The organism is Streptomyces sp. NPDC029151 (genome assembly GCF_055564315.1).
This window is the reverse complement of sequence record NZ_JBVHWQ010000001.1, coordinates 162,434-181,142: the sequence shown is the minus strand read 5'-3', so window position 1 is coordinate 181,142 and position 18,709 is coordinate 162,434. Positions and strand designations below refer to the sequence as shown.

12 protein-coding genes are annotated in these 18,709 nt (G+C 74.5%); 5 read left to right on the top strand and 7 right to left on the bottom strand.

Features of this window, described 5'->3' with window-relative positions:
• The first annotated feature begins 74 nt into the window (after positions 1-74).
• Positions 75-1,142, top strand: coding sequence for a hypothetical protein (locus ACZ4VF_RS00780; protein WP_467922297.1), 1,068 nt, complete (start codon positions 75-77; stop codon positions 1,140-1,142).
• Here the strand turns inward: ACZ4VF_RS00780 and ACZ4VF_RS00775 are convergent.
• The 3 genes from ACZ4VF_RS00775 to ACZ4VF_RS00765 all read right to left on the bottom strand — a co-directional run bounded on the left by ACZ4VF_RS00775 (position 1,123) and on the right by ACZ4VF_RS00765 (position 4,711).
• Positions 1,123-1,443 carry a DUF1232 domain-containing protein gene (locus ACZ4VF_RS00775; RefSeq protein ID WP_467922296.1) on the bottom strand — a complete coding sequence of 107 codons (321 nt, stop codon included), beginning with the start codon at positions 1,441-1,443 and terminating at the stop codon, positions 1,123-1,125. The genes ACZ4VF_RS00780 and ACZ4VF_RS00775 overlap by 20 nt on opposite strands.
• A gap of 39 nt (positions 1,444-1,482) precedes the next feature.
• Positions 1,483-2,709: a hypothetical protein gene (locus ACZ4VF_RS00770; RefSeq protein WP_467922295.1), complete on the bottom strand. Its 1,227-nt coding sequence runs from the start codon at positions 2,707-2,709 to the stop codon at positions 1,483-1,485.
• Positions 2,710-3,745: 1,036 nt separating this feature from the next.
• Positions 3,746-4,711 (bottom strand): DUF1152 domain-containing protein, encoded by a 966-nt coding sequence (locus ACZ4VF_RS00765; protein WP_467922294.1) that lies wholly within the window; start codon positions 4,709-4,711, stop codon positions 3,746-3,748.
• Positions 4,712-4,867: 156 nt separating this feature from the next.
• Between ACZ4VF_RS00765 and ACZ4VF_RS00760 the strand changes: the two genes are divergently transcribed.
• Complete coding sequence (locus ACZ4VF_RS00760; protein WP_467922293.1) at positions 4,868-9,460, top strand: hypothetical protein; 4,593 nt, start codon at positions 4,868-4,870, stop codon at positions 9,458-9,460.
• A gap of 290 nt (positions 9,461-9,750) precedes the next feature.
• On the opposite strand, the gene ACZ4VF_RS00755 is transcribed toward ACZ4VF_RS00760, so the two are convergent.
• Together ACZ4VF_RS00755 and ACZ4VF_RS00750 are read right to left on the bottom strand one after the other, a co-directional pair.
• A complete protein-coding gene (locus ACZ4VF_RS00755; protein ID WP_467922292.1) occupies positions 9,751-11,115 on the bottom strand; it encodes an FAD-dependent oxidoreductase in 1,365 nt (454 codons plus the stop codon).
• Between the two features lie 460 nt (positions 11,116-11,575).
• Positions 11,576-12,520, bottom strand: a complete 945-nt coding sequence (locus ACZ4VF_RS00750) for a C40 family peptidase (protein WP_467922291.1) — start codon at positions 12,518-12,520, stop codon at positions 11,576-11,578.
• A gap of 1,295 nt (positions 12,521-13,815) precedes the next feature.
• On the opposite strand from ACZ4VF_RS00750, the gene ACZ4VF_RS00745 reads away from it, so the two are divergent.
• Both ACZ4VF_RS00745 and ACZ4VF_RS00740 read left to right on the top strand, forming a co-directional pair.
• Entirely contained in the window at positions 13,816-15,876 is a 2,061-nt protein-coding gene (locus ACZ4VF_RS00745; RefSeq protein WP_467923729.1) for a DUF1996 domain-containing protein, read from the top strand.
• A 79-nt stretch (positions 15,877-15,955) separates the two neighbouring features.
• Positions 15,956-16,585, top strand: coding sequence for a GNAT family N-acetyltransferase (locus ACZ4VF_RS00740; RefSeq protein WP_467922290.1), 630 nt, complete (start codon positions 15,956-15,958; stop codon positions 16,583-16,585).
• Positions 16,586-16,612: 27 nt separating this feature from the next.
• Here ACZ4VF_RS00740 and ACZ4VF_RS00735 read toward each other — a convergent pair whose 3' ends face one another.
• The gene (locus tag ACZ4VF_RS00735; protein WP_467922289.1) at positions 16,613-17,326 is read right to left on the bottom strand and encodes a lipoprotein; all 714 of its coding nucleotides are present in this window, start codon (positions 17,324-17,326) and stop codon (positions 16,613-16,615) included.
• Between the two features lie 85 nt (positions 17,327-17,411).
• Positions 17,412-18,071 (bottom strand): class I SAM-dependent methyltransferase, encoded by a 660-nt coding sequence (locus ACZ4VF_RS00730; RefSeq protein WP_467922288.1) that lies wholly within the window; start codon positions 18,069-18,071, stop codon positions 17,412-17,414.
• Between the two features lie 72 nt (positions 18,072-18,143).
• Between ACZ4VF_RS00730 and ACZ4VF_RS00725 the strand changes: the two genes are divergently transcribed.
• Positions 18,144-18,602, top strand: a complete 459-nt coding sequence (locus ACZ4VF_RS00725; protein ID WP_467922287.1) for a flavodoxin family protein — start codon at positions 18,144-18,146, stop codon at positions 18,600-18,602.
• The last annotated feature ends 107 nt before the right edge of the window (positions 18,603-18,709 follow it).

The following is an 18,709-nucleotide window of genomic DNA, read 5'->3' as shown; positions in this document are numbered from 1 at the left end:
CGGTTTGGTTGTCGTAGCCGAGCCTCTCAGCGGAGTCCAGGCTGTCCGCCCCTACCCCGCCGAGAGGTGACGCGATGTCCGAGCCCTTGTTGCTGGTCGGCGCCGGATCGGCAGCGGCCGGGGCGGAGTTCCATCTCGCGCGGATCGCCGCCGCGCACCCGGTCGTACTCGTCGACACCGCCGCGCCGGCCTGGGCCAGACCCTATCTGCTGAGGCACATCGCCGCCGACCCCGCCGACGGTCCCGCCACCGTGGACGCGGTCACGGGCCACGCCTCCCGTCACGACGTGTGCGGCGTGCTCAGCTACGTGCCGGACCACCTGGTCACGGCGTCACGCCTCGCCGGCCGTCTGGGTCTCCCGGCGGCCTCGGCCGACGCGTTGACCGTGTTGAGCGATGCCACAGCGCTGCGCGGACTTCTGGCACGCCACCACATATGCCAGTCCCACATGCCGGGAAGCGTCGACGAACATCCCGACGGACCCGCCGTCTCCGCCGAGACCGTCGTCCTGCCCGACGGCGACATCCGGATCGTCGCCGTCACACGTACGACCCTCGGCCCGGCCGACGGCCGGGAGGCGACGCGCCACTCCGTCTACGCGCACGACAACCTGCTGCACAACCCGTTGGTGCGCCAGACCGTGCAGCGCGTGGTACGGGCCGTCGGCCTCGCCTTCGGGGTCCTCCACATCGGCATGAAGCTGACCTCTCTCGGTCCGCGCGTCACCGACGTGCAAGCCCGCCTGGCGGACGATCTCATCCCGTTGCTCGTCGAGCGGGCCACCGGCGTGGACCTCCCGCTCGTCTGCGCGGCCCTGGCCGCGGGCCGGACGCCCGACCTCACCCCGACCCGGCAGGGAGCGGCGGCCGTGGGTTTCGCCCACCCCTCCGTGAGCGGCCGGATCGAGCACCTCGACGTCTCGCCCGAGGCTGCCCGCCAACCGCTGCTCGAGTCCATGGGCCTGCTCCAGCGGCCGGGGAACCACGTCCTCGCGTCGCCCGGGGCAGGACCGGGCGACCGGCTGGCCTTCTGGGTGGTGTCGGGCCCCGACAGGGAACACTGCGACGCCGCTCTCGACACGGTGGCGCGGCACCTGAGCGTCGGCATCACCGCCGCGGCCGTCAGCGGCCGGGCCGCGTGACGTCAGGGCAGGGCCTGCTTCCGCTCGTCCCCGGCGGCAGCGGCCGGGCGGCCCGCAGGCTGCGCAGGGCGAGGAGCAGGACACCGATGTCGTCCAGGTAGACCGGGTCGGGCAGCAGATCGGTCGGCAGCAGCAGATACGCGACAGCGCCCCAGAACACCCAGCGCGGTCCGGTCGGCAACCCGGCCTGCCGCAATGTCCGCCGCGTACGCACCAGCCGCACCAGCAGCCCGACCGCGACGGCGAGCAGTCCCGCGGCGACGACGGCGGCGATCGTCAGAAGGGTCGTGGTCGTGTCCATACGGAATCCTGGCCCCGCTTCCTCGTCCTGGTCGAGCCCCTACGACGACGACCGGTCATCGGCGTCCTCGTCGGCGCCCCCGCCCCGGCCGGCCTCCCGCGCGGACCCGTCCGGTGCGCCGTCCGGGGAGCCGTCCGCGGCGGGCTCCGGCTGCGGCCGGCTCCAGGCGGTCGGCTTCAGCCGTTCGAACGTGCGCGTCAGCTGCTGCAGAGCGGTCGGCGTCCGGGCGGCGGGACGCTGCTGGGGCACGGCGGGCACGGGAACGTCCCGGTAGGCGGCCAGGGCCTCCAGTGCCTGCTCGGCGGCCTGCTTGTAGAGGTCCCGGGACTTCGTCATCGCCTCCAGCGCCTCGGCGTACATGGCGACCAGCCGCCGCTCACGCTCCAACTGCTCCTGAAGGGTCAGCAGCGTCCAGTTGTCGCGCAGGTCCGTCAGCGCCTCCTCGGCGCCCTGCGGCAGCGGCCGGGGCAGGGCGACGAAGTGCCGCAGCGCCGCGATGAGTTCGGCCGGTTCCGAACCGTCCAGGAAGACGCTGCGCACGCTGTGCTCCCGGCTGTCGTAGCCGTCGTCCGGCGCAGGATCCGGCGGCAGCAGCACCGCGCCGCCGCGCGGCACCTCGACGCCGAGGTCCTTCAGCGCCCAGTTGACACCGCGCAGCTGCTGCGGGGCGGCCCGGTGCTCCACCACCCGGTGCCGCAGACCTGGCGGCAGCAGGCGCGCCAGCGGCAGCCGGCCCCGCTCGTCCGGGGTCATCGCCTCGTGGACGACGACGTGGACGCACCACGCCTCGCGGGCCGCGTCCCGCAGCAGGCGCCGCATCTCCTTGTCGTCTTCGGGCAGCGCGTTGACCTGCCGGAAGCGCAGTCCGGCGATCGTGGGGTGGTGGTCCCAGGAGCCGTCCGCGTCCTCGCCCGAGCCGGCCTCGGGCCAGAACAGGGTCGCGGGCGAGGGCCACGTGTCGTCCCACGGGCGCTCCGCCTCCGCGACCAGCCGCCACTCATGGCCCTGCGGCCGGCCCTGACGCGGTACGAGGGTGAGGCGGGCCCGCACGGTCACCGTGCCGCCGGCCCGCCAGCGCGCCTCGAAGACCCGAAGCTCCGGATCCCCGGCCGAGGGCGGCTCGGCGAAGTCGTCGATGTCCCCGCCGTCCTTGTGCCGGCGCAGGGTGCGGCGGACGACGTCCTCGGGGGCGGAACCGGTGTGGCGGCCCCGGGCCGCCCAGAGGGTCTGCGGGATGGTGGCGCGGTCGCCGGCGGAGTTCGACATGAGCCAATCTGCTGATGGGGGCGGGTGAGCTTCCCAGTATCACTGCTCGGCGGGCGACACGGCGGCCGGGGGGTCCGGCCCGCGCGTCGCCCGGAGGTGCACCGGCGCACGGGGTGTGCGCCACACGCCCGGGGCGCGTGCCGGGCGCCCAGGAGGTGCGCGGTCCGCGTCAGATGAGCACCGCACACCCGTGCCCGGGCCCCGCGCACGGCGCCCACAATGTCCGGCGAACGGGGCCCGCCCGTCCATCCGCTCAGGGGCGGTCCCCGTTCACCCTCCCCACTCTCTCCTCACTCCCCTCACTTCCCGCGCCCGCCTCGGCACGGCGCAGCCCGTGGCCGGGGCCTTCGTGGACGCCCCGGGACGGCCACCTCACGCCCCCGGCGCCCCCCGGGCCACCGCCCGGATGCGCCTCGGTGCCTCTCGGGCACGCCCCGACGACCACCCGGACGGGCTGTGGAGAAGCTCCCTGGGCCACCGGCCGCGCCCGCCGGCACCGGCGCCGGCCCACGCTCGGCGAGATGGCCGGCATCGCCGCTCCCGCCCTGTGCTGCCGGTTCGGCGTGAGCGGCCGACCTCGGTGGTACGCCGTCCCTGGTTTGGCGGGAGCGGCACACCCCGCCCCGGATGCGCCGTCCTCGGTTCGGCATGAGCGGCGCACCCCGTAACGAAGCGCCGGTCGCCGTTCTCGGTTCGGCGTGAGCCGTCTCCGTCCCGCCTCCGTGCGCCGTCCTCGGTTCGGCGGGACTGGCCCACCCCTCCGGTACGTCGTCCCGGTGCGAGCGGGCGGCAGGAACTCCTCGGCGGGTTCTCCGGCCGCGGTACGACCGAGACGGTCGTCGCCGTGCTCCCCCGGACGCTGCCCTGCGGTGGCCGGGCCTGGTTCGCCCTGCTGCACGACCGCCCTCGGCCGGGTCGGTCCTCGGCGTGGGCCGCGGCCCGGCGCCGGCCCTCGTCCTGCCGGCCGTGGCGCTCCCGGTGGTCGGGGGGACCGCCACCTCGTCCGACGCCGGCCGGCCCCGGACGGTGCGGGCTCTCAGTGCGGGAACGCCCGGGGCGGCCGCTGCCGGGGCACCTCGTCACGGAACCCGGCGATGGCCGTACTGATCTGCCGCATCAGCACGGTGCTCTCCAGCCGTTCCAGATAGAGGTTGGCGTGCGCCAGCGCGGGCAGGTCCACACAGAAGTACATGGCCATCAACGGGTTGACGAACAACTCGCTGTCCCGGGTGCGTTCGGTGAACCGCACGTCACCGAAGTCCCCGCGCAGCGCCGCCGAGACGGACCCCTGCACGATGCTCGGACGGCTCGCGTGGCAGTCCTGGGCGTGGGCCACCGCGTCCAGGTAGGCGGCACCCTCCGGGCTCTCGCGCGGGAGTGAGAACGCGCCCAGATAGCCGCCCGCGCGGTCCAGGGCGGCCAGGTTCTCCAGGACCAGCGCGTGGTTCACCCCGTGGTAGGCGTCCACGCCGAAGCCCAGGCAGGCCACCAGCCGGTGCGGAACCTCCGTGAGCCCGGAGACGGCGCCCAGGCTCGCCATGTCCTCCTCCGGCGTGCCGAGCCCGTGCTCGTCCCCGCGCATCAGGATGTCCGTGCCGCCGTCCACGAGCACGATCGCGTCGACCCCGCCGAGGTGCGCGAGGAGCGCCCGGTAGGCGGCGCGCAGCGGCACGACACCCGTGAGGGGGAAGGCGTACACGGTGTCGGGCAGGCCCTGCGACCGCAGCCACCGGGCGAGCGCCCGCTCGGGGAAGTAGTCACCGCGCAACGGGGTGTCCGGGCGGACGGCGGCGACATCCGCCTCGACCCAGCTGTCCAGGTCCAGGCCGTACAGGTCGGCGAAGGAGAGGTTGGCCAGGTGCACTTCCTTGCCGGCCGCCCGCAGGGCGAGGGCGAGGGGCAGCCCGGCGTAGACGTCGAACCCGCCGCCGGCACCGGCGACGAGCACGCGACGGGCCTCGCGCAGGCGGGCGAAGAACGGGGGTTCGGACAGCGAGAACACCGCAGGACCCTAACAGGGCCGTCCCGTGGGGCGGTTCAGAGTTCTCCCGGTACGGTCCCCGAGACGACCCCGATCGTCCACAGGGCCGGGCCGGCCGCCCGCGAGGGTTGTCCACAGGCCCGGACGCGTGTCGGAGCCTCGTGCCAAGATCGCCGCATGCTCACTCACGACCTGCTGCCCGCGGAACCCCACCGGTCCAGGACCTACGCCCTGTGGGCGGCGTCCCGCGATCCGGCCGCCGAGGGTGCCGCCGCCGCTCTGCTCGACGAGGTGTCGGCGGCCGTGTCGTCCGCGTATCCCAAGATGGGGCGCTGCCTGGAGCGGCTGCGGCGGCCGGCGGGCGGGCTGCCTCCCGCCCATCTGCCCTGGTTCTGGGACACGGTGGCGCACCGCCTGCTGGGATACCCCGGCGGCGCCGCGGCCAAGGCCTATTCCCTGGCCCGCAAGGCGGAGCAGGAGCACGCGCTGCCCGTCGACCCGGCCTGGCGGCGGGCCAACGTGCTGCTCTTCGCGGCGCGCGGAGCCCTGCCGGTGAAGGAGCTGAGCGAGCACCAGCGCTGGCTGGCCGGGCGGTCGGCGCCCGCCGAGGCGCATGAGGAGTACGTGCGCGTGCTGACCGCCTGGGCGGCCTCCCCCGGGGACCTCCCCGCCGACCTCGCCCGCCGGATCGGCGCGTCCGCGCGGGCCGCCGGCCTGGGCACGGACGAGGACGCCCGGGTCCTCGGACGGGTCCTCGGCGCCGCCCGCGGCAAAGCGGTGCCGGACGCCCTGCTGGAGGCCGCCGCCGGACCGCTGGGCGACCATCCGCAAGGCCCCCGCGTGCAGGCCGCGCTGCTCGACCTGTTCCCGGACTCCCGCAAGGACGCGGCGGCCTGGCTGCGGCTGCTGCTGCGCGGCGGCATCGTGGACGCCGCGGCCGCGGGCCGCCTCGAACCGGAGGGCGGCCTGGCCGGCTGGCTCGGGAGGTACACGCGCACGTACCGGCACCACAAGGTGGCCTACGGCGGCGTGGTGAGCCAGCCCATGCCCGCCGAACTCTTCGAGATCGTCTCCCGGTTCGCGCCCCGGCTGCGCGCCGCGGGCACAGCCGTGGTGATCCACGAGGACAAGTACCGCTGGCCGGCCCTCGACGCCGACCTCCTGGACGCCTGCCTCGCCGAGGGCATCGAGGTGGCGGACCCCGGCGACGCCGTACGGCTGACGTTCTGGGACGACCGGTCGTGCCGGGACCTGAAGGCCCTGGCCGCCCATCCGGTGTTCGGCCGCCGCCTCGAAGGCACCGTGCACGAAGGGCTGCGCGGCTCCGGCACCGCGATCACGCGGCTGCCGCGCAACGCCGGCATCGCCGCCGAGGTGCACACCCGCGTCGAGGGCCTGCTCGGCGCGCTGCGCGGCGGCGGGCTCGCCGCGGCCGACGAGGCGGTCGCCGAACTGTCCGGCCTGCTGGACCGGCCCACCGCCGTCGCCCTGGACGGCATCGAGGAGGCGCTGGCCGCGCTGGACCTCACCGGTCCGCTGGCCCGTGCCCTGCGCGCCGGACTGCCGGAGGAACTGGGCTGGCCCGCCCTGGACGCGGCCCTTGAGGAGTTCGACCCGGCCGACACCCTCCAGGTGACCTGCACCTGGCCCGTCCTCACCGTCTTCGGAGCCGACCGCGCCGTGGCCGTCGACCCCTGCGGCACCCGCGCGAGCTGTTCCTTCCGGGTGCCGGACGAGGCGGCCTCGCACGCCGTCCACTACGTCGGCGGCGGGTTCCTCGTCAGCTGGCGCACCGGCGGCCGCCACTCCTGCGCCGACCAGGCGTACTGGGCCGACCGCCCGGAGGTGGTGTTCACCCCGCAGGACCGCTTCGGTCTGCGGCCGTACGGTGGACTGATCCAGGGTGGGTTCGGGTACCAGTTCGAGACCCCGGACCGCGGCGGCCGGTTCGACGGGCAGCGAGTGCTGCGGCCGGGCGGACGCGAGGGCATCGGCGGGCACGACTTCCAGCTGAGCGACGGACGGCGCTTCTTCGGCGCCCGGGTCTTCCACACCCGCGGCAACTGGACGCCGTACGACGCCGCGACCGGCGACCCGGCTGCCGACCGCACCCTGCCGGACTTCCACCGCGACCGGGAAATCCCTCCCGGAATGGAGGAGTTCGAAGGCGGCCAGTACCTCGCGGTGCTCCCCGAGGACGCCCCACCCTCCCCGTTCGGCCAGGACGGACGGCTCGTCGGCTGCCGCGTCCTCAACCGCACGCCCCACCAGGGCCCCTCACCCACCGAGTTCCTGCTGGAGTCGGTCGACGGCCGCACCGCTCGCTACCGCAGCCGCCGCTTCGGCCGCCACCCCTGGGGCGTCATCGGCCTCCCCGAGGGCGGCGAGGACGCCGTCACCGTCGGCGAGGTGACCGTCCGCTGCCACGCCGCCGCGGACAACTCGCTGCTGTGGCAGGTCCACGGTCTCGTCCCGCCCGCCGGACGCGATCGCGACCACCCGCCCACCCTCGGCGAGGGAGCCGGCCCGGTGCCGCCGCCCGCGTTCTGGCACTTCCTCACCCCGCGCGACGAACGCTCCTCCAAGGCGCTGCGCACCGTCGGCGACGCGACCGTGCGCGCCCTCCTGGACGCCGCCCGCGACACCCGGGACGAGGACGCACTGCGCGCCCGGGTCACCCGGCTGCTGCCCGAAGCCGGTGACGCCCGCGTGCGGGAGGGAGTGGTGCGCGCGGCGCGGCTCGCGGCCGACGTGCTGCGGCGCCGGGCGGAGCTGTCCCGGCGCGTCGGCATCATGCGCTCGGGACCGGTCGTGACCCTTCCCGCCGACATCCCCGACACCGCCCTCGTCCCCGCCCTGTCCGGCCTCCTGCCCGACCTGCGCCCCTACGAGGCCCACGCACCGGAGCGGCACCCCGGCACCCTGACCGCCGTCGCCGCCGACGGCCGCTTCCTGCGCGACGAGATCGACGACGAGACCCGCGGCCTCGCCCCGCCCGCGCGCCCGGCGGAATGGCAGGTGCTGCTCGGCGCCATCGACGCCGTCGCCTGGCGGGCCGCCGTCGAGACCACACCCGAGCCCGAGCGCACCGCGCTGAACGCCCTCCTGCGGACCTGGAGCCGGCAGCCCTTCGCCGAACCCGGCGGCACCTGGCGCACCGGCCGCGCCCCGCAGGAGGAACTGACCACCGGGACCCGCGCCGCCGCGGGCCCCCCGCGCGGCGGACTCCGCCGCTTCGTCCAGCCGGCCACGGATCCCGCGCCGGCCCGCACCGAGGAGGAGCGGACCGTCACGGTCACCCGGGACGACGGCGGGCGCCTCACCCGTCTCCTTAAGCTGGTCGAGGAGAACGGCCCGCTGCCGCTGACCCCGGAGGCCCTCGCCGTCTTCTCCTGGCGCACCGGAGTACGCCGTCCCGTCGCCACCCTGGCCCTGGCCGGCCTCCCGCGCCGGGCGGGGCACGACGACCACGCCAGGATGCTGCGCTCCAGGCCCTACAAGGCGAACAGGACCACGGCCGCCGAGTACGACGGCTTCTGGCACCGCCTGGGCCCGCACGGCCGGCGCCGGCTGCTCGCCGCCGGCGTCCCGGAGGACCCGGCCGACCTGTGGACGGCGGACGGAATCGTCCGGGCCGCGGAACGCATGGCCGCCGTCTGGGCCGAGTTGCTCGGCACCCGGCCCTACGTCGACGAGGAGCTGGCGGACGCCCTGGAGGCGGACCTGGGCCTGCCCGCCGACTGGGCCCGCGCCCTGCCCGCCGGCCGACCGCCGGCCGAACCGGGCGGACACGTCCTGGCCGGCAGCCGCACCGGGCGGCTGCTCCTGCACCAGGCGGGGCCGGACGGCACGGCCGGCGCGTGGATACGGCGGGACAGGGCGCCGCACACCGAGACGCTGTCCGTGATCGCCTGGGCCCTCACCGAGCGCCCGGTCGGCGACCCCGCGGCCGACGGGGCGCTGCGGCTGTACGAGGGTCTGCGGGCGTGGTGTGCCGCGCCGGACACGCTGGTCGAGCTGGTGCCGTCCTCCGCCCTGGCCCGGGCCGCCGCCGGGGACCCGGCCTTCCGGCCCTTCTCGGGCACCGTACTCCCGTGCCCGGAGTCGCTCCTGGAGAGCGTCCCGCAAGCACCCACCGCGCTGGAGGACGGGACGTTCGTCGTCGCGGTCCCCAGCGGGGACCTCTTCCTGCGGACGGCCGCCCTCGCGGAACCGGAGCGCATGGCTCGGGCACGGGACCTGTGCGACCGGCTGGACCTGCCACGGCTCCGGGAGGAGGTCACGGGCATACGGGCGCTGCTCGACGGACTGGGCCGGATGGCGGCCCGCGCCGCCGGGACACCGGTGCCCCCGGGTGGTTACGAGGCCAATCCCGCGCTCAGCGCCCCGGCCCTGGTCGCCGAGGTCGCGCAGCGGCTCGGTGTCGGTGCGGACGCCGCCGCGCTCCACCTCCAGCTGCGCGCGCTCGCCCGGCCCACGGACCGCAACGTCCGCCGCTGGAACGGCTGGACGGCCGCCCGGCACAAGGCGGCGCAGGCGGAGCTGGTGGCGGTCGGGGCGGTGGAGACCGGCCGGCGGGCCCGGGCCGGGCGCACGGCCTTCGCCCCCGGCACCTGGGAGACCCTCGACGCGCCCCACCTGCCCGTGGAGACCGACAAGTTGGCCACGCACGGCGCGGTCCGCGCGGGCAAGGGCGTGCACGGCCCCTTCACCCGGCTGCTGTCACCGCTGCCGCTCCACGAACTGTTCGCCCGGGCGGCGGAGGCCTGAACGGACGCGAGCGAGCGCGAACGGACGTGGGGCCGGCCTGAACGGGCGCGGGGCTGGCCGGCGGCGGGGGCGCGCGCCTGAAGGGAGGTGGCCGCCGGACGCGCGTGCACGGCGACCGGGTGGGCCTGACCGGCGGTGGGGCGGGCCTGCACGGACGTGCGGTGGGCCTGAACGGCGGCCGCGCGGGTCTGAACGGCGCCAGGCGGCCCCGCACGGATCAGGGGTGGGCCTGAACGGCGTGGGGCCGGCGCGCGGGCGCCGGCCCCTGGGGCAGGGGAGGAGCCGGGAGGCTACGCCCCGCTCTCCCGGAGCATGTCCTCACGCTCGACGATCTTCACGCGCTCGCGGCCCTGCGGCTCGCCCAGGGCGCGCTCGGCGGCGTCCAGCTTGTACCAGCCCTCCCAGGTGGTGAAGCGGACGTTCCGCTCGGCGAGGAAGGCGTCGACGGCCTCCGGCTCGGGTGAGGCGGGGGTGTGCAGACGGCCGCCCGCGTAGTCGTCCAGCAGGTTGGCCACGGTCTCGTTGGCGTCGCCCTTGGTGTGCCCGATGAGGCCGACAGGGCCGCGCCGGATCCAGCCGGTGACGTACGTGGACTGCAGCGGGGTGCCGCCCTCCTCGATCACCCGGCCGCCCTCGTCCGGGACGGTGCCGGAGGCGATGTCCCAGGGCAGCTTGGGCAGCTTCTCGGAGAGGTAGCCGACCGCGCGGTAGACGGCAGTGACGTCCCAGTCCTTGAACTCACCGGTGCCCTTGACGTTGCCGGTGCCGTCCAGGGCGGTGCGCTCGGTGCGCAGGCCGACGACCTTGCCGTCCTCGCCGAGGATCTCCGCCGGCGACTCGAAGAAGTGCAGGAACAACTTGTGCGGGCGGTCGCCGACGTCCCGGATCGCCCAGTTCTCCAGCGTCTTGGCGACCATGTCGGCCTGCTTGTTGCCGCGCCGGGTCTCGATGGAGCCCTCGTCGTAGTCGATGTCCTCGGGGTCGACGATGACCTCGATGTTCGGGGAGTGGTCCAGCTCGCGCAGCTCCATCGGGCTGAACTTCGCCTGCGCCGGGCCCCGGCGGCCGAAGACGTGGATCTCCACGGCCTTGTTGGCCTTCAGCCCGTCGTGGACGTTCGGCGGGATCTCGGTAGGCAGCAGCTCGTCGGCGGTCTTGGCGAGGATGCGGGCGACGTCCAGGGCGACGTTGCCGACGCCGAGCACGGCGACCTTCTCGGCCTCCAGGGGCCAGGTGCGGGGCACGTCCGGGTGGCCGTCGTACCAGGAGACGAAGTCGGCGGCGCCGTAGGAGCCGTCCAGCTCGATGCCCGGTATGGACAGTTCACGGTCGGCCATGGCGCCGGTGGAGAAGATCACCGCGTCGTAGAAGGCGCGCAGGTCGTCCAGGCTGATGTCGGTCGGGTAGTCGACGTTGCCGAAGAGGCGGATCTGCGGCTTGTCCAGCACCTGGTGCAGGGCGGTGATGATGCCCTTGATGCGCGGGTGGTCGGGCGCGACGCCGTACCGGATCAGGCCGAACGGGGCGGGCATCCGCTCGAAGAGGTCGATGGACACACCGGGGTCGGCGGCTACCTCGGACTTGAGCAGGGCGTCGGCGGCGTAGATCCCGGCGGGGCCGGCTCCGACGATGGCTACCCGCAGGGGGCGCGGCATGATCAGGTTCCCTTCGAGCGTGAATGCGACTTGATCACGAAGCCTAAACTAAGGCACACCTAAGTTGCTACGGGGGTCTGACCTATGACCTCATAAGCTGCTCTTATGTCCTGCCCAGGCGTTTCTTATATGGGCCCGTGAGTGGGCCGACAGTGAGGGGTGAGCGGGCCTGGGCACGGACGCGGGCGCGGTCGTTCCCGGAGATGTCCCGCATCATCCGCACCCGTCACCCCCGCGACCCCCGACTGCCTCGCACCGGGCTCCCGCACTGGCCGGTACGCCTGCCGGGCCCCGCCTTCGGCCTCACCCGGGACCACATCCGCAGGCACCTCGGCATCCGCTTCCGAGTCGACAGCGACCGAGGCATCTGTGAACTGGGCCTCACCTACCGCCTGGTGGAGGAGAGTCCCCTCGACCACCACGAGAGCCGGCGCGCCCACGGACGCAGGGGTCGACCCCGTCAGCCCGGCCGCACGATCCGGTGGATCGCCGCCTCGCCGGCGCCGTAGACCGACTCCTCACGGATGGTCGACCCCGGCCCGGGCGCGTGCACCATCATGCCGTCGCCGACGTGCAGACCCACATGCCGGTCGTCGTCGAAGAAGAGGACGAGGTCACCGGGTTCCAGGTCGGCGAGCGTCACCGGGGTACCGGCCAGCGCCTGCTCGTACGCCGCACGCGGCAACGTGACACCGGCCGCCCGCCACGCGGCCTGGGTGAGGCTGGAGCAGTCGTACGAGTCGGGCCCGGTAGCCCCCCAGACACACGGCTTACCGATCTGCGCCCGGGCGAACGCGATGGCCTTGGCGGCACGAGGTACGCCGGGAGATGTGCGGGTGGGAGCGGGGAGGGGGAGGGGCTGAGCGCTGGACGTGGTGAGGGGGGCGGCGAAGGTGGTGGTGCCGGTGAGCGGGGGGAGCGGGCCGGTACCGGTGACCGGAGCGAAGGATCCCGTGTCGGTGAGGGGGGCGAGGGAGCCGGTGTCGGTGAGTGGGGCGGCGAAGGTCGTGGTGCCGGTGGGTGGGGCGGAGGTCTCTGTGCCGGTGCCGGCGGGTGGAACGAAGGTGCCGGTGCCTGTGGATGGAACGAAGGTGCCGGTGCCGGTGAGTGCGGTGAAGGGTTCCGCGCGGGTGAGCGGGGTGACGGACCCGGTGCCGGTGAACGAGTTGAAGCTCCCCGTGCCGTTGAGCGGCGGGAAAGATCCCGTGTCGGTGAGCGGGGTGAAGGAGCCCGTGTCGGTGAGGGGGGTGAAGGACCCGGTGTCGGTGAGTGTGGTCAGGGTGCCGGTGTCCTGGAGCGGGGTGAGGGAGCCGGTCGCGACGGCCGGCGTCGCCGGTCGGGCGGGTGTCGTCCACCGCGGCTGCCGCCACTGGTCCGCCGGTTCGGCCGGGGCGGGGTCCGGCACCGGCTGGATTCCGGCAGCCCAGGAGGGCTGAGCGACGGTACCGGGCAGGGCGAGCCCGTTGGTGTGCCGCGAGAGCAGGTCGCGCGCGGTGTCGAGCTTGCGCCGGCTGTCCGCCTTCGAGACGGCGGGGGAGGGACGGCCCGGCGCGGCGCCCCCGGGCAGCGTCCTGGGCGACTGAAGGACGAGGCCCTGCGCTGCGCTAGGGCTCGCTGGTGCTGGTGCTGGTGCTGGTGCTGGTGCTGGTGCTGGTGCTGGTGCTGGTGCTGGTGCTGGTGCTGGTGCGGCCCGGCCGTCGCCCGGTGCGGCCATGACCCCGACGGCCGGCGGCGGCGCTTCCAGGGGGAGTTCGGCGCCCCGGATGCCCGGGAGTGCCGTCTCCGGGGACTGCGGCGGTCGGGTCGTGGAGGCCGCCGGTGGACCGGCCGTCAGTTCGGCCACCGCCCGGACCGCGCCCGGTTCGAGTGCGAGGGCCTCTCGCTCACCTCCCGGCAGGGCGCGGGCCTCCCGGGCGCCTGGCAGAGCGGAGGCACCCCCGCCGCCCGGCAGGGCGAGGGCGTCCCCGCCTCCCGGCAGAGCCAGGGCCTCTCCGGGCAAGGCGCGCGGCTCCCGGTCGCCCCCGGGGAAACCGCCCGGCCGTTCCCGCCCCGAACGCACCGGTGCCGCCGGGCCGTCGGTGAGCCGGTCGGCGGGGAGCACGGCGGGGACGGTCGGACCCAGTGTGGCGCGAGCCGCGTCGAACCACTGCCGGGCGACCTCGTCGAGTCCCGGATCCGGGCGCCGGCCCGCGCGCTTGGCCAGCGGCACGCCCCGGGACCGGCTGCCGCTCCGGCCGGCCATGGCCCGTGTCGCGTTGAAATTGCCGGTGGCGTTCTCCGCCTGGTCGTAGAGGGATGCGATCCGCTGCCGAACCTCGTCGCGGCTCTCCGGCGCCATGGAAGACGTGCTCCTTCCTTGCCCCACAGGGCAGTTCAGCGGCTCGCCGGGGCAGAACCGGGCGGCGGCCTCGCGTCAACCTAGCCAACGTGTGTGCCTCGTGTGAAGGTTGAGGTGTGAAATGTCCGATACATATTCGTGATGTTCGCGATGGAGTTCGACGGGGAAGAGGTGGAGGCCATGGTTTCCTGTGAGATCCCGGTGAATTCGCGATTCTGTTGAACACGGCGGCCCCGCCCTCCGTATGAAGCCGGGGAACTCCATGCCCGACCGGCGAACTCACACAGGGGACGACCTTGGTACGCAACAGCCGCAGACGCCCGACGCGCGCACGACGCGCGACCCTCGCAGCGGTCGCCCTGATGCTGGGCGGGGCCGGGCTCGTCGCGGCGAACGTCTACGCCTCGGCGAGCGAGGGCTGGGGTGATGGATCCGGCGCGGGTACGACCGGACAGGTCCGGTCGACGGGCATGGCCACCATCGACTGCCCCGACGTCGGCGGCCGGCTGACGGCCGTGCCGGACGCGGCCCGCGCGGACGTCGACCGTGAACTCGCGCGGCTGGACCAGCAGATCGCGGCGGCCTACCGGCAACTCCAGCAGACGGCGCGGACCGCCGGTGCGGACGAGGACGCGTACTCCGCCTCGGTCGACGACACGATCATGAACCCGCTCAAGGAGAAGCGGTCGGCGTCCATCGGGCGGATCACGGACGCCCTCGACCGGGCGGGCGAGCGCCCGCAGGGACTGGACTCCCTGGCCGCCTGCGCCCTCCGCCCCGCGGAGACCGGCCGGCCCACCGCCGCACCGGGGAACGACGGCGGACAGAACGGCACCGGCCAGGGGCAGAACGGCCAGGGGCAGAACGGTCAAGGACAGAACGGTCAAGGACAGAACGGCGCAGGGCAGGGCGGTAACGGACCCGTCGTCTCCGACTACGCGGACATCACCGCCGTACCACCGGACGCGCCGGCCCCGGCACCGCAGGACGGCGCCTCGCGCGGCACCTTCACCTCCGACTGCGGGGTCAACGCGAACGGCCTGTTCAACTCCGACAACGTCATCGTCGCCCCCGGTGTCTCCAACGGCGCCCACCACTTCCACGACTACGTCGGCAACCAGGCCAACACCGCCTTCGCGAGCGACGAGGACCTGGCGCGGGCCGGCACCAGCTGTGCGGACCGGGGCGACAAGTCCTCGTACTACTGGCCGGTGCTGCGGCTGCAGGACGGCACCCGGGAGCGGGACGCCGGGGCCCCGGGCGGCGGTACGGAGGGAAACTCCGGACGGATCGTGACGCCCGAGCAGGTGACACTGACCTTCGTCGGCAACCCGCGCGGCGAGGTCACCGCCATGCCCCGCCTGCTGCGCATCATCACCGGTGATGCCAAGGCCTTCGTCAACGGTCCCGGCAACGCCAACGCGTCCTGGAGCTGCACCGGTTACGAGAACCGGCAGCTGAAGGACAAGTACCCGCTGTGCCCGCCCGGCAGCGACGTCGTGCGCACCTTCCGGTTCCAGAGCTGCTGGGACGGCCGCAACATCGACAGTGCCAACCACCGTACGCACGTGGCCTTCACCGCCGACGACGGCTCCTGCCCGGCGGGCTTCCGGCCCATTCCGCAGCTGGTCCAGCGCATCGTCTACGACGTCGACGCGCCGAGCCTGGCGGACGGCGGCCGGACGGTCCCGCTGTTCGCGGTGGACTCCTTCCCGGAGCAGCTGCACAAGCCCGTCACCGACCACGGCGACTTCATCAACGTCTTCGACGAGGACCTGATGCGTGAGATGGTCGACTGCATCAACTCCGGGCGTACCTGCGGAGCTTCGGGAGCTTCAGGTGACGACTCCGGTACGACGGCGACGCCCGCGCCCACGTCCACGTCCACGTCCACGTCCACGTCCGCGCCCGGTTCCGGCTCGGGCGCCACGGCCGCGCCCGGTCCCGGCACCACCCCCACCGACGACCCCGCCCGGGGCGGCACTTCCGCCCCCGCCGCCCCCGCTCCCTCGGCCTCCCGGCCCGGCGACGCCCCGCGGCACGACGTGAGCCACTCACCGGAGCGCACCACCAAGCACGACACGGACACCACGGCTCACACCGACGACGGGGACAACACAGAGGGCGAGGCCGCACCGGCAGCCCCCGCCACACCCCGCTCCACGCCGGCGCGTTCCGCCCCGACCCGACCGGCGGCGTCCTCCCCGTCCGCGCCCGCCGCCCCCGCTCCGGCCTCCTCGGGCCAGGCCACCGCCGCCGCGTACGCCCCGCCGCCGGCCGCCCAGTCCGGACCCCAGGCCGCCGAGACGGCTCAGGGCGGCCTGGCGGAGACGGGCGCGCACCTGTGGCCCGCGGCCCTCGGCACGCTGCTGGCCCTGTCGGGCCTGTTCATGTTCCTGCGGGCCAGGCGGCTGCGCTACTGACCGGCCGCGTGAGCGCTCGGGGACGTGCCGGGTGCCCAGCCCTTGTGAGAGCGCTCCCATAAAGCCGAGGATCTCTGGCATGCCGAGCCACCAGCACACCCCCGTGATACGCCCCTACCGTGCCGCCGACCGCGTCGCCGTCGCCGACGTCTGCGTCCGCACCGCGCTGAACGGGGGCGACTCCCGGGCGGTCTACCCCGACCAGCGCCTCATGCCCTCGATCTTCGCCGAGCCGTACTGCCACTTCGACCCGGACCTCGCCCTCGTACTGGACGACGGAGGAGGCCGGGCCGTGGGGCACATCGTCGGCACCGCCGACACCGAGCGGTTCGTCGAGGACTTCCGGCGGAGCTGGATCCCGAAGCTCGCCGACCGCTATCCGGAGCCCGTCGCGGCACCGCGTACGCCCACCGAGGAGATGATCCGTCTCCTGCACCACCCGGAGCGGATGCTCGTCCCCGAGCTGGCCGCCTACCCCGCCCATCTGCACATCGACCTGCTGCCGCCCTGGCAGGGACAGGGTCATGGCCGGCGCTTGCTGCGCGCCTTCCTGGACGCCCTGCACGGCAAGGGTGTTCGGGCGGTCCACCTCGGCATGGTGACCGCCAACACCGCCGCCCGCGCCTTCTACGACCGGGTCGGCTTCCGCGAGATCCCGGTCGCGGACGCCGGACCGCTCACCTACCTGGGCCGGGCCACGAACCCGTGAGTGAGCGGGGCGCGGGCGAGCGGGGCCTCAGGCGAGCCTCAGTGTCTGCTTGGCGAGGTCGTACGCGGGCCGCATCTGCTCGTGCTCCTCGGTGTCCATCCCGCCGAGGTGCAGGACGACGGCGCCGTCGGGCGTGCTGACCGCGAAGGCGCTCTCCTTCTTCGTCTCCTCCAGGAGCTTGCTCGTGTAGAGGTACTCCACCTCGACGGCGTCGAGACCGCCGCCCGTCCTGAAGGAGTGGTACTTCTCCTTGCTGACGTTGTCCTCGGCGGCGACGAACGCGCGCAGCACTCCGGCCGCGTCCGCGTCGCCGGGCTTGCCGGTCCACACGCGCAGGAAGCCGATGTTGCCGGCCGGCTTGGCGTCGATCTCGCAGGCCGCGGTGACCGGTCCCTGCCGGAGGAAGCTGTCGGCGAGTGCCCCGCCCAGGTCGCCGTCCTCGCCCTTCGATGTCTTGGCCAGTTCCTTTTCGGCGTCGATCGACTTGGCCTTCCAGTCCTCGGCGAGGGCGAAGCTGACGGGCAGTTCACAGGCCGAACCGGCCGCGCCGATCGTCGCGCCGCGGGCCGCCGCCGTCCCCTTCGCCCCGGTGCCCCCGGCCGCCGTGCCCTTGGCGCTCGCCGACGGGCTCGCGGACTTCCCGCCGTCGTCGTCCGCCGACCCCGCGCAGCCGCCGAGCAGCGCCACGAGCGCCGCCGCGGTGATCATCCGGCTCCCGACGGTCCCCACCCTGACCTGCACTGTCGCCTCCCCTTCGGTTCAGAGCGGCCACTGTAGCCGAGGGCACCGACAACGCCGAACGGCCGTGCGGCTCACCGGCCGCCGGTCACCGTGCCCCGCGCCGGGCGAGCAGGAACAGGTGCGGTTCGGGTACGGCCCCGGGGTGGTCCGGGGTGAACACCTCCTGCTCCTCGGACAGCACCGTCAGGCCCGCCCCGGTCACCAGCCCGGTGAACGCCTCCGCGGCGAGGCTCGTCACCCGTACCGGCTGCCCCATGAAGACGGCCTCGACGTCCTCCACGTCCAACGGCACGGTGGCCAGCGCGACCGGACCGCCGGGCCGTACCGCGCGGGCCAGCCGGGCCACGACCGAGGCCTGCTCGGCGCGGGTCATCTGCAACAGCGAGAAGTAGGCGCACACGGCGTCGAACGAGGCGTCCGGCAACGGTGTCTCCCGGATGTCGGCGAGCCGGAACTCGGCCTCCGGCACCTGCCGGGCGGCCAGGTCGACCATGACGGGTGAGACGTCGAGGCCCAGCACCCGGTGACCGGCCCGGGCGAGGGTCTGCGCGGTCGGCCGTCCCGTGCCGCTGCCCACGTCCAGTACCCGACTGCCCGGCGCCAGCAGCTCCAGCAGCCGCCCCAGCGACGCCCGGTGCGGTGCGGATCCTGCGAACGCCCGCTCGTACTCCAGCCCCAGCGCGTCGAACACCACGGCGGCCGGTGCCCGGCCCTCCTCCTCGGTCACGGCGACTCCTCCCGTCATCCCCGGCCCTCGCCCGACGTCCGCCGCGGCGTTGTTTGCCACGGGCCCCGGACGCACGGCAGGGTGCCGCATGTGCCTACCCTGCTGATCGTCCATCACACCCCCTCGCCGCACTGCCAGGCGCTGTTCGAAGCGGTCGTGTCCGGTGCCACGACACCGGAGATCGAGGGCGTCCGCGTCGTGCGCCGGGCGGCGCTGTCCGCCACCGCCTCCGACGTGCTCGAAGCCGACGGCTACCTGCTCGGCACCCCCGCCAACCTGGGCTACATGTCGGGTGCCCTCAAGCATTTCTTCGACCAGATCTACTACCCCTGCCTGGACGAGACGCGGGGGCGTCCGTTCGGCTTCTGGGTCCACGGCGGCAACGACGTCACCGGTGCCGTCCGGGCCGTCGAGACCGTCACCACCGGGCTGGGCTGGCGCCGGGCGGCCGAGCCGGTGACGGTCACCGGCGACCCGGGCAAGGCCGGCACCGAGGCCTGCTGGGAACTGGGGGCCACGGTCGCGGCGGGCCTCATGCCCGGCACCTGACCGGCACCGGGGGCCCCCGGCAAGCCCCACGGGGGGACCGGGCCCATCGCGGGGCCGCCTGGGTGGTCTTCTTCCCCTTCTTCCCCCTTAACGGCGTGGAGTAAAAG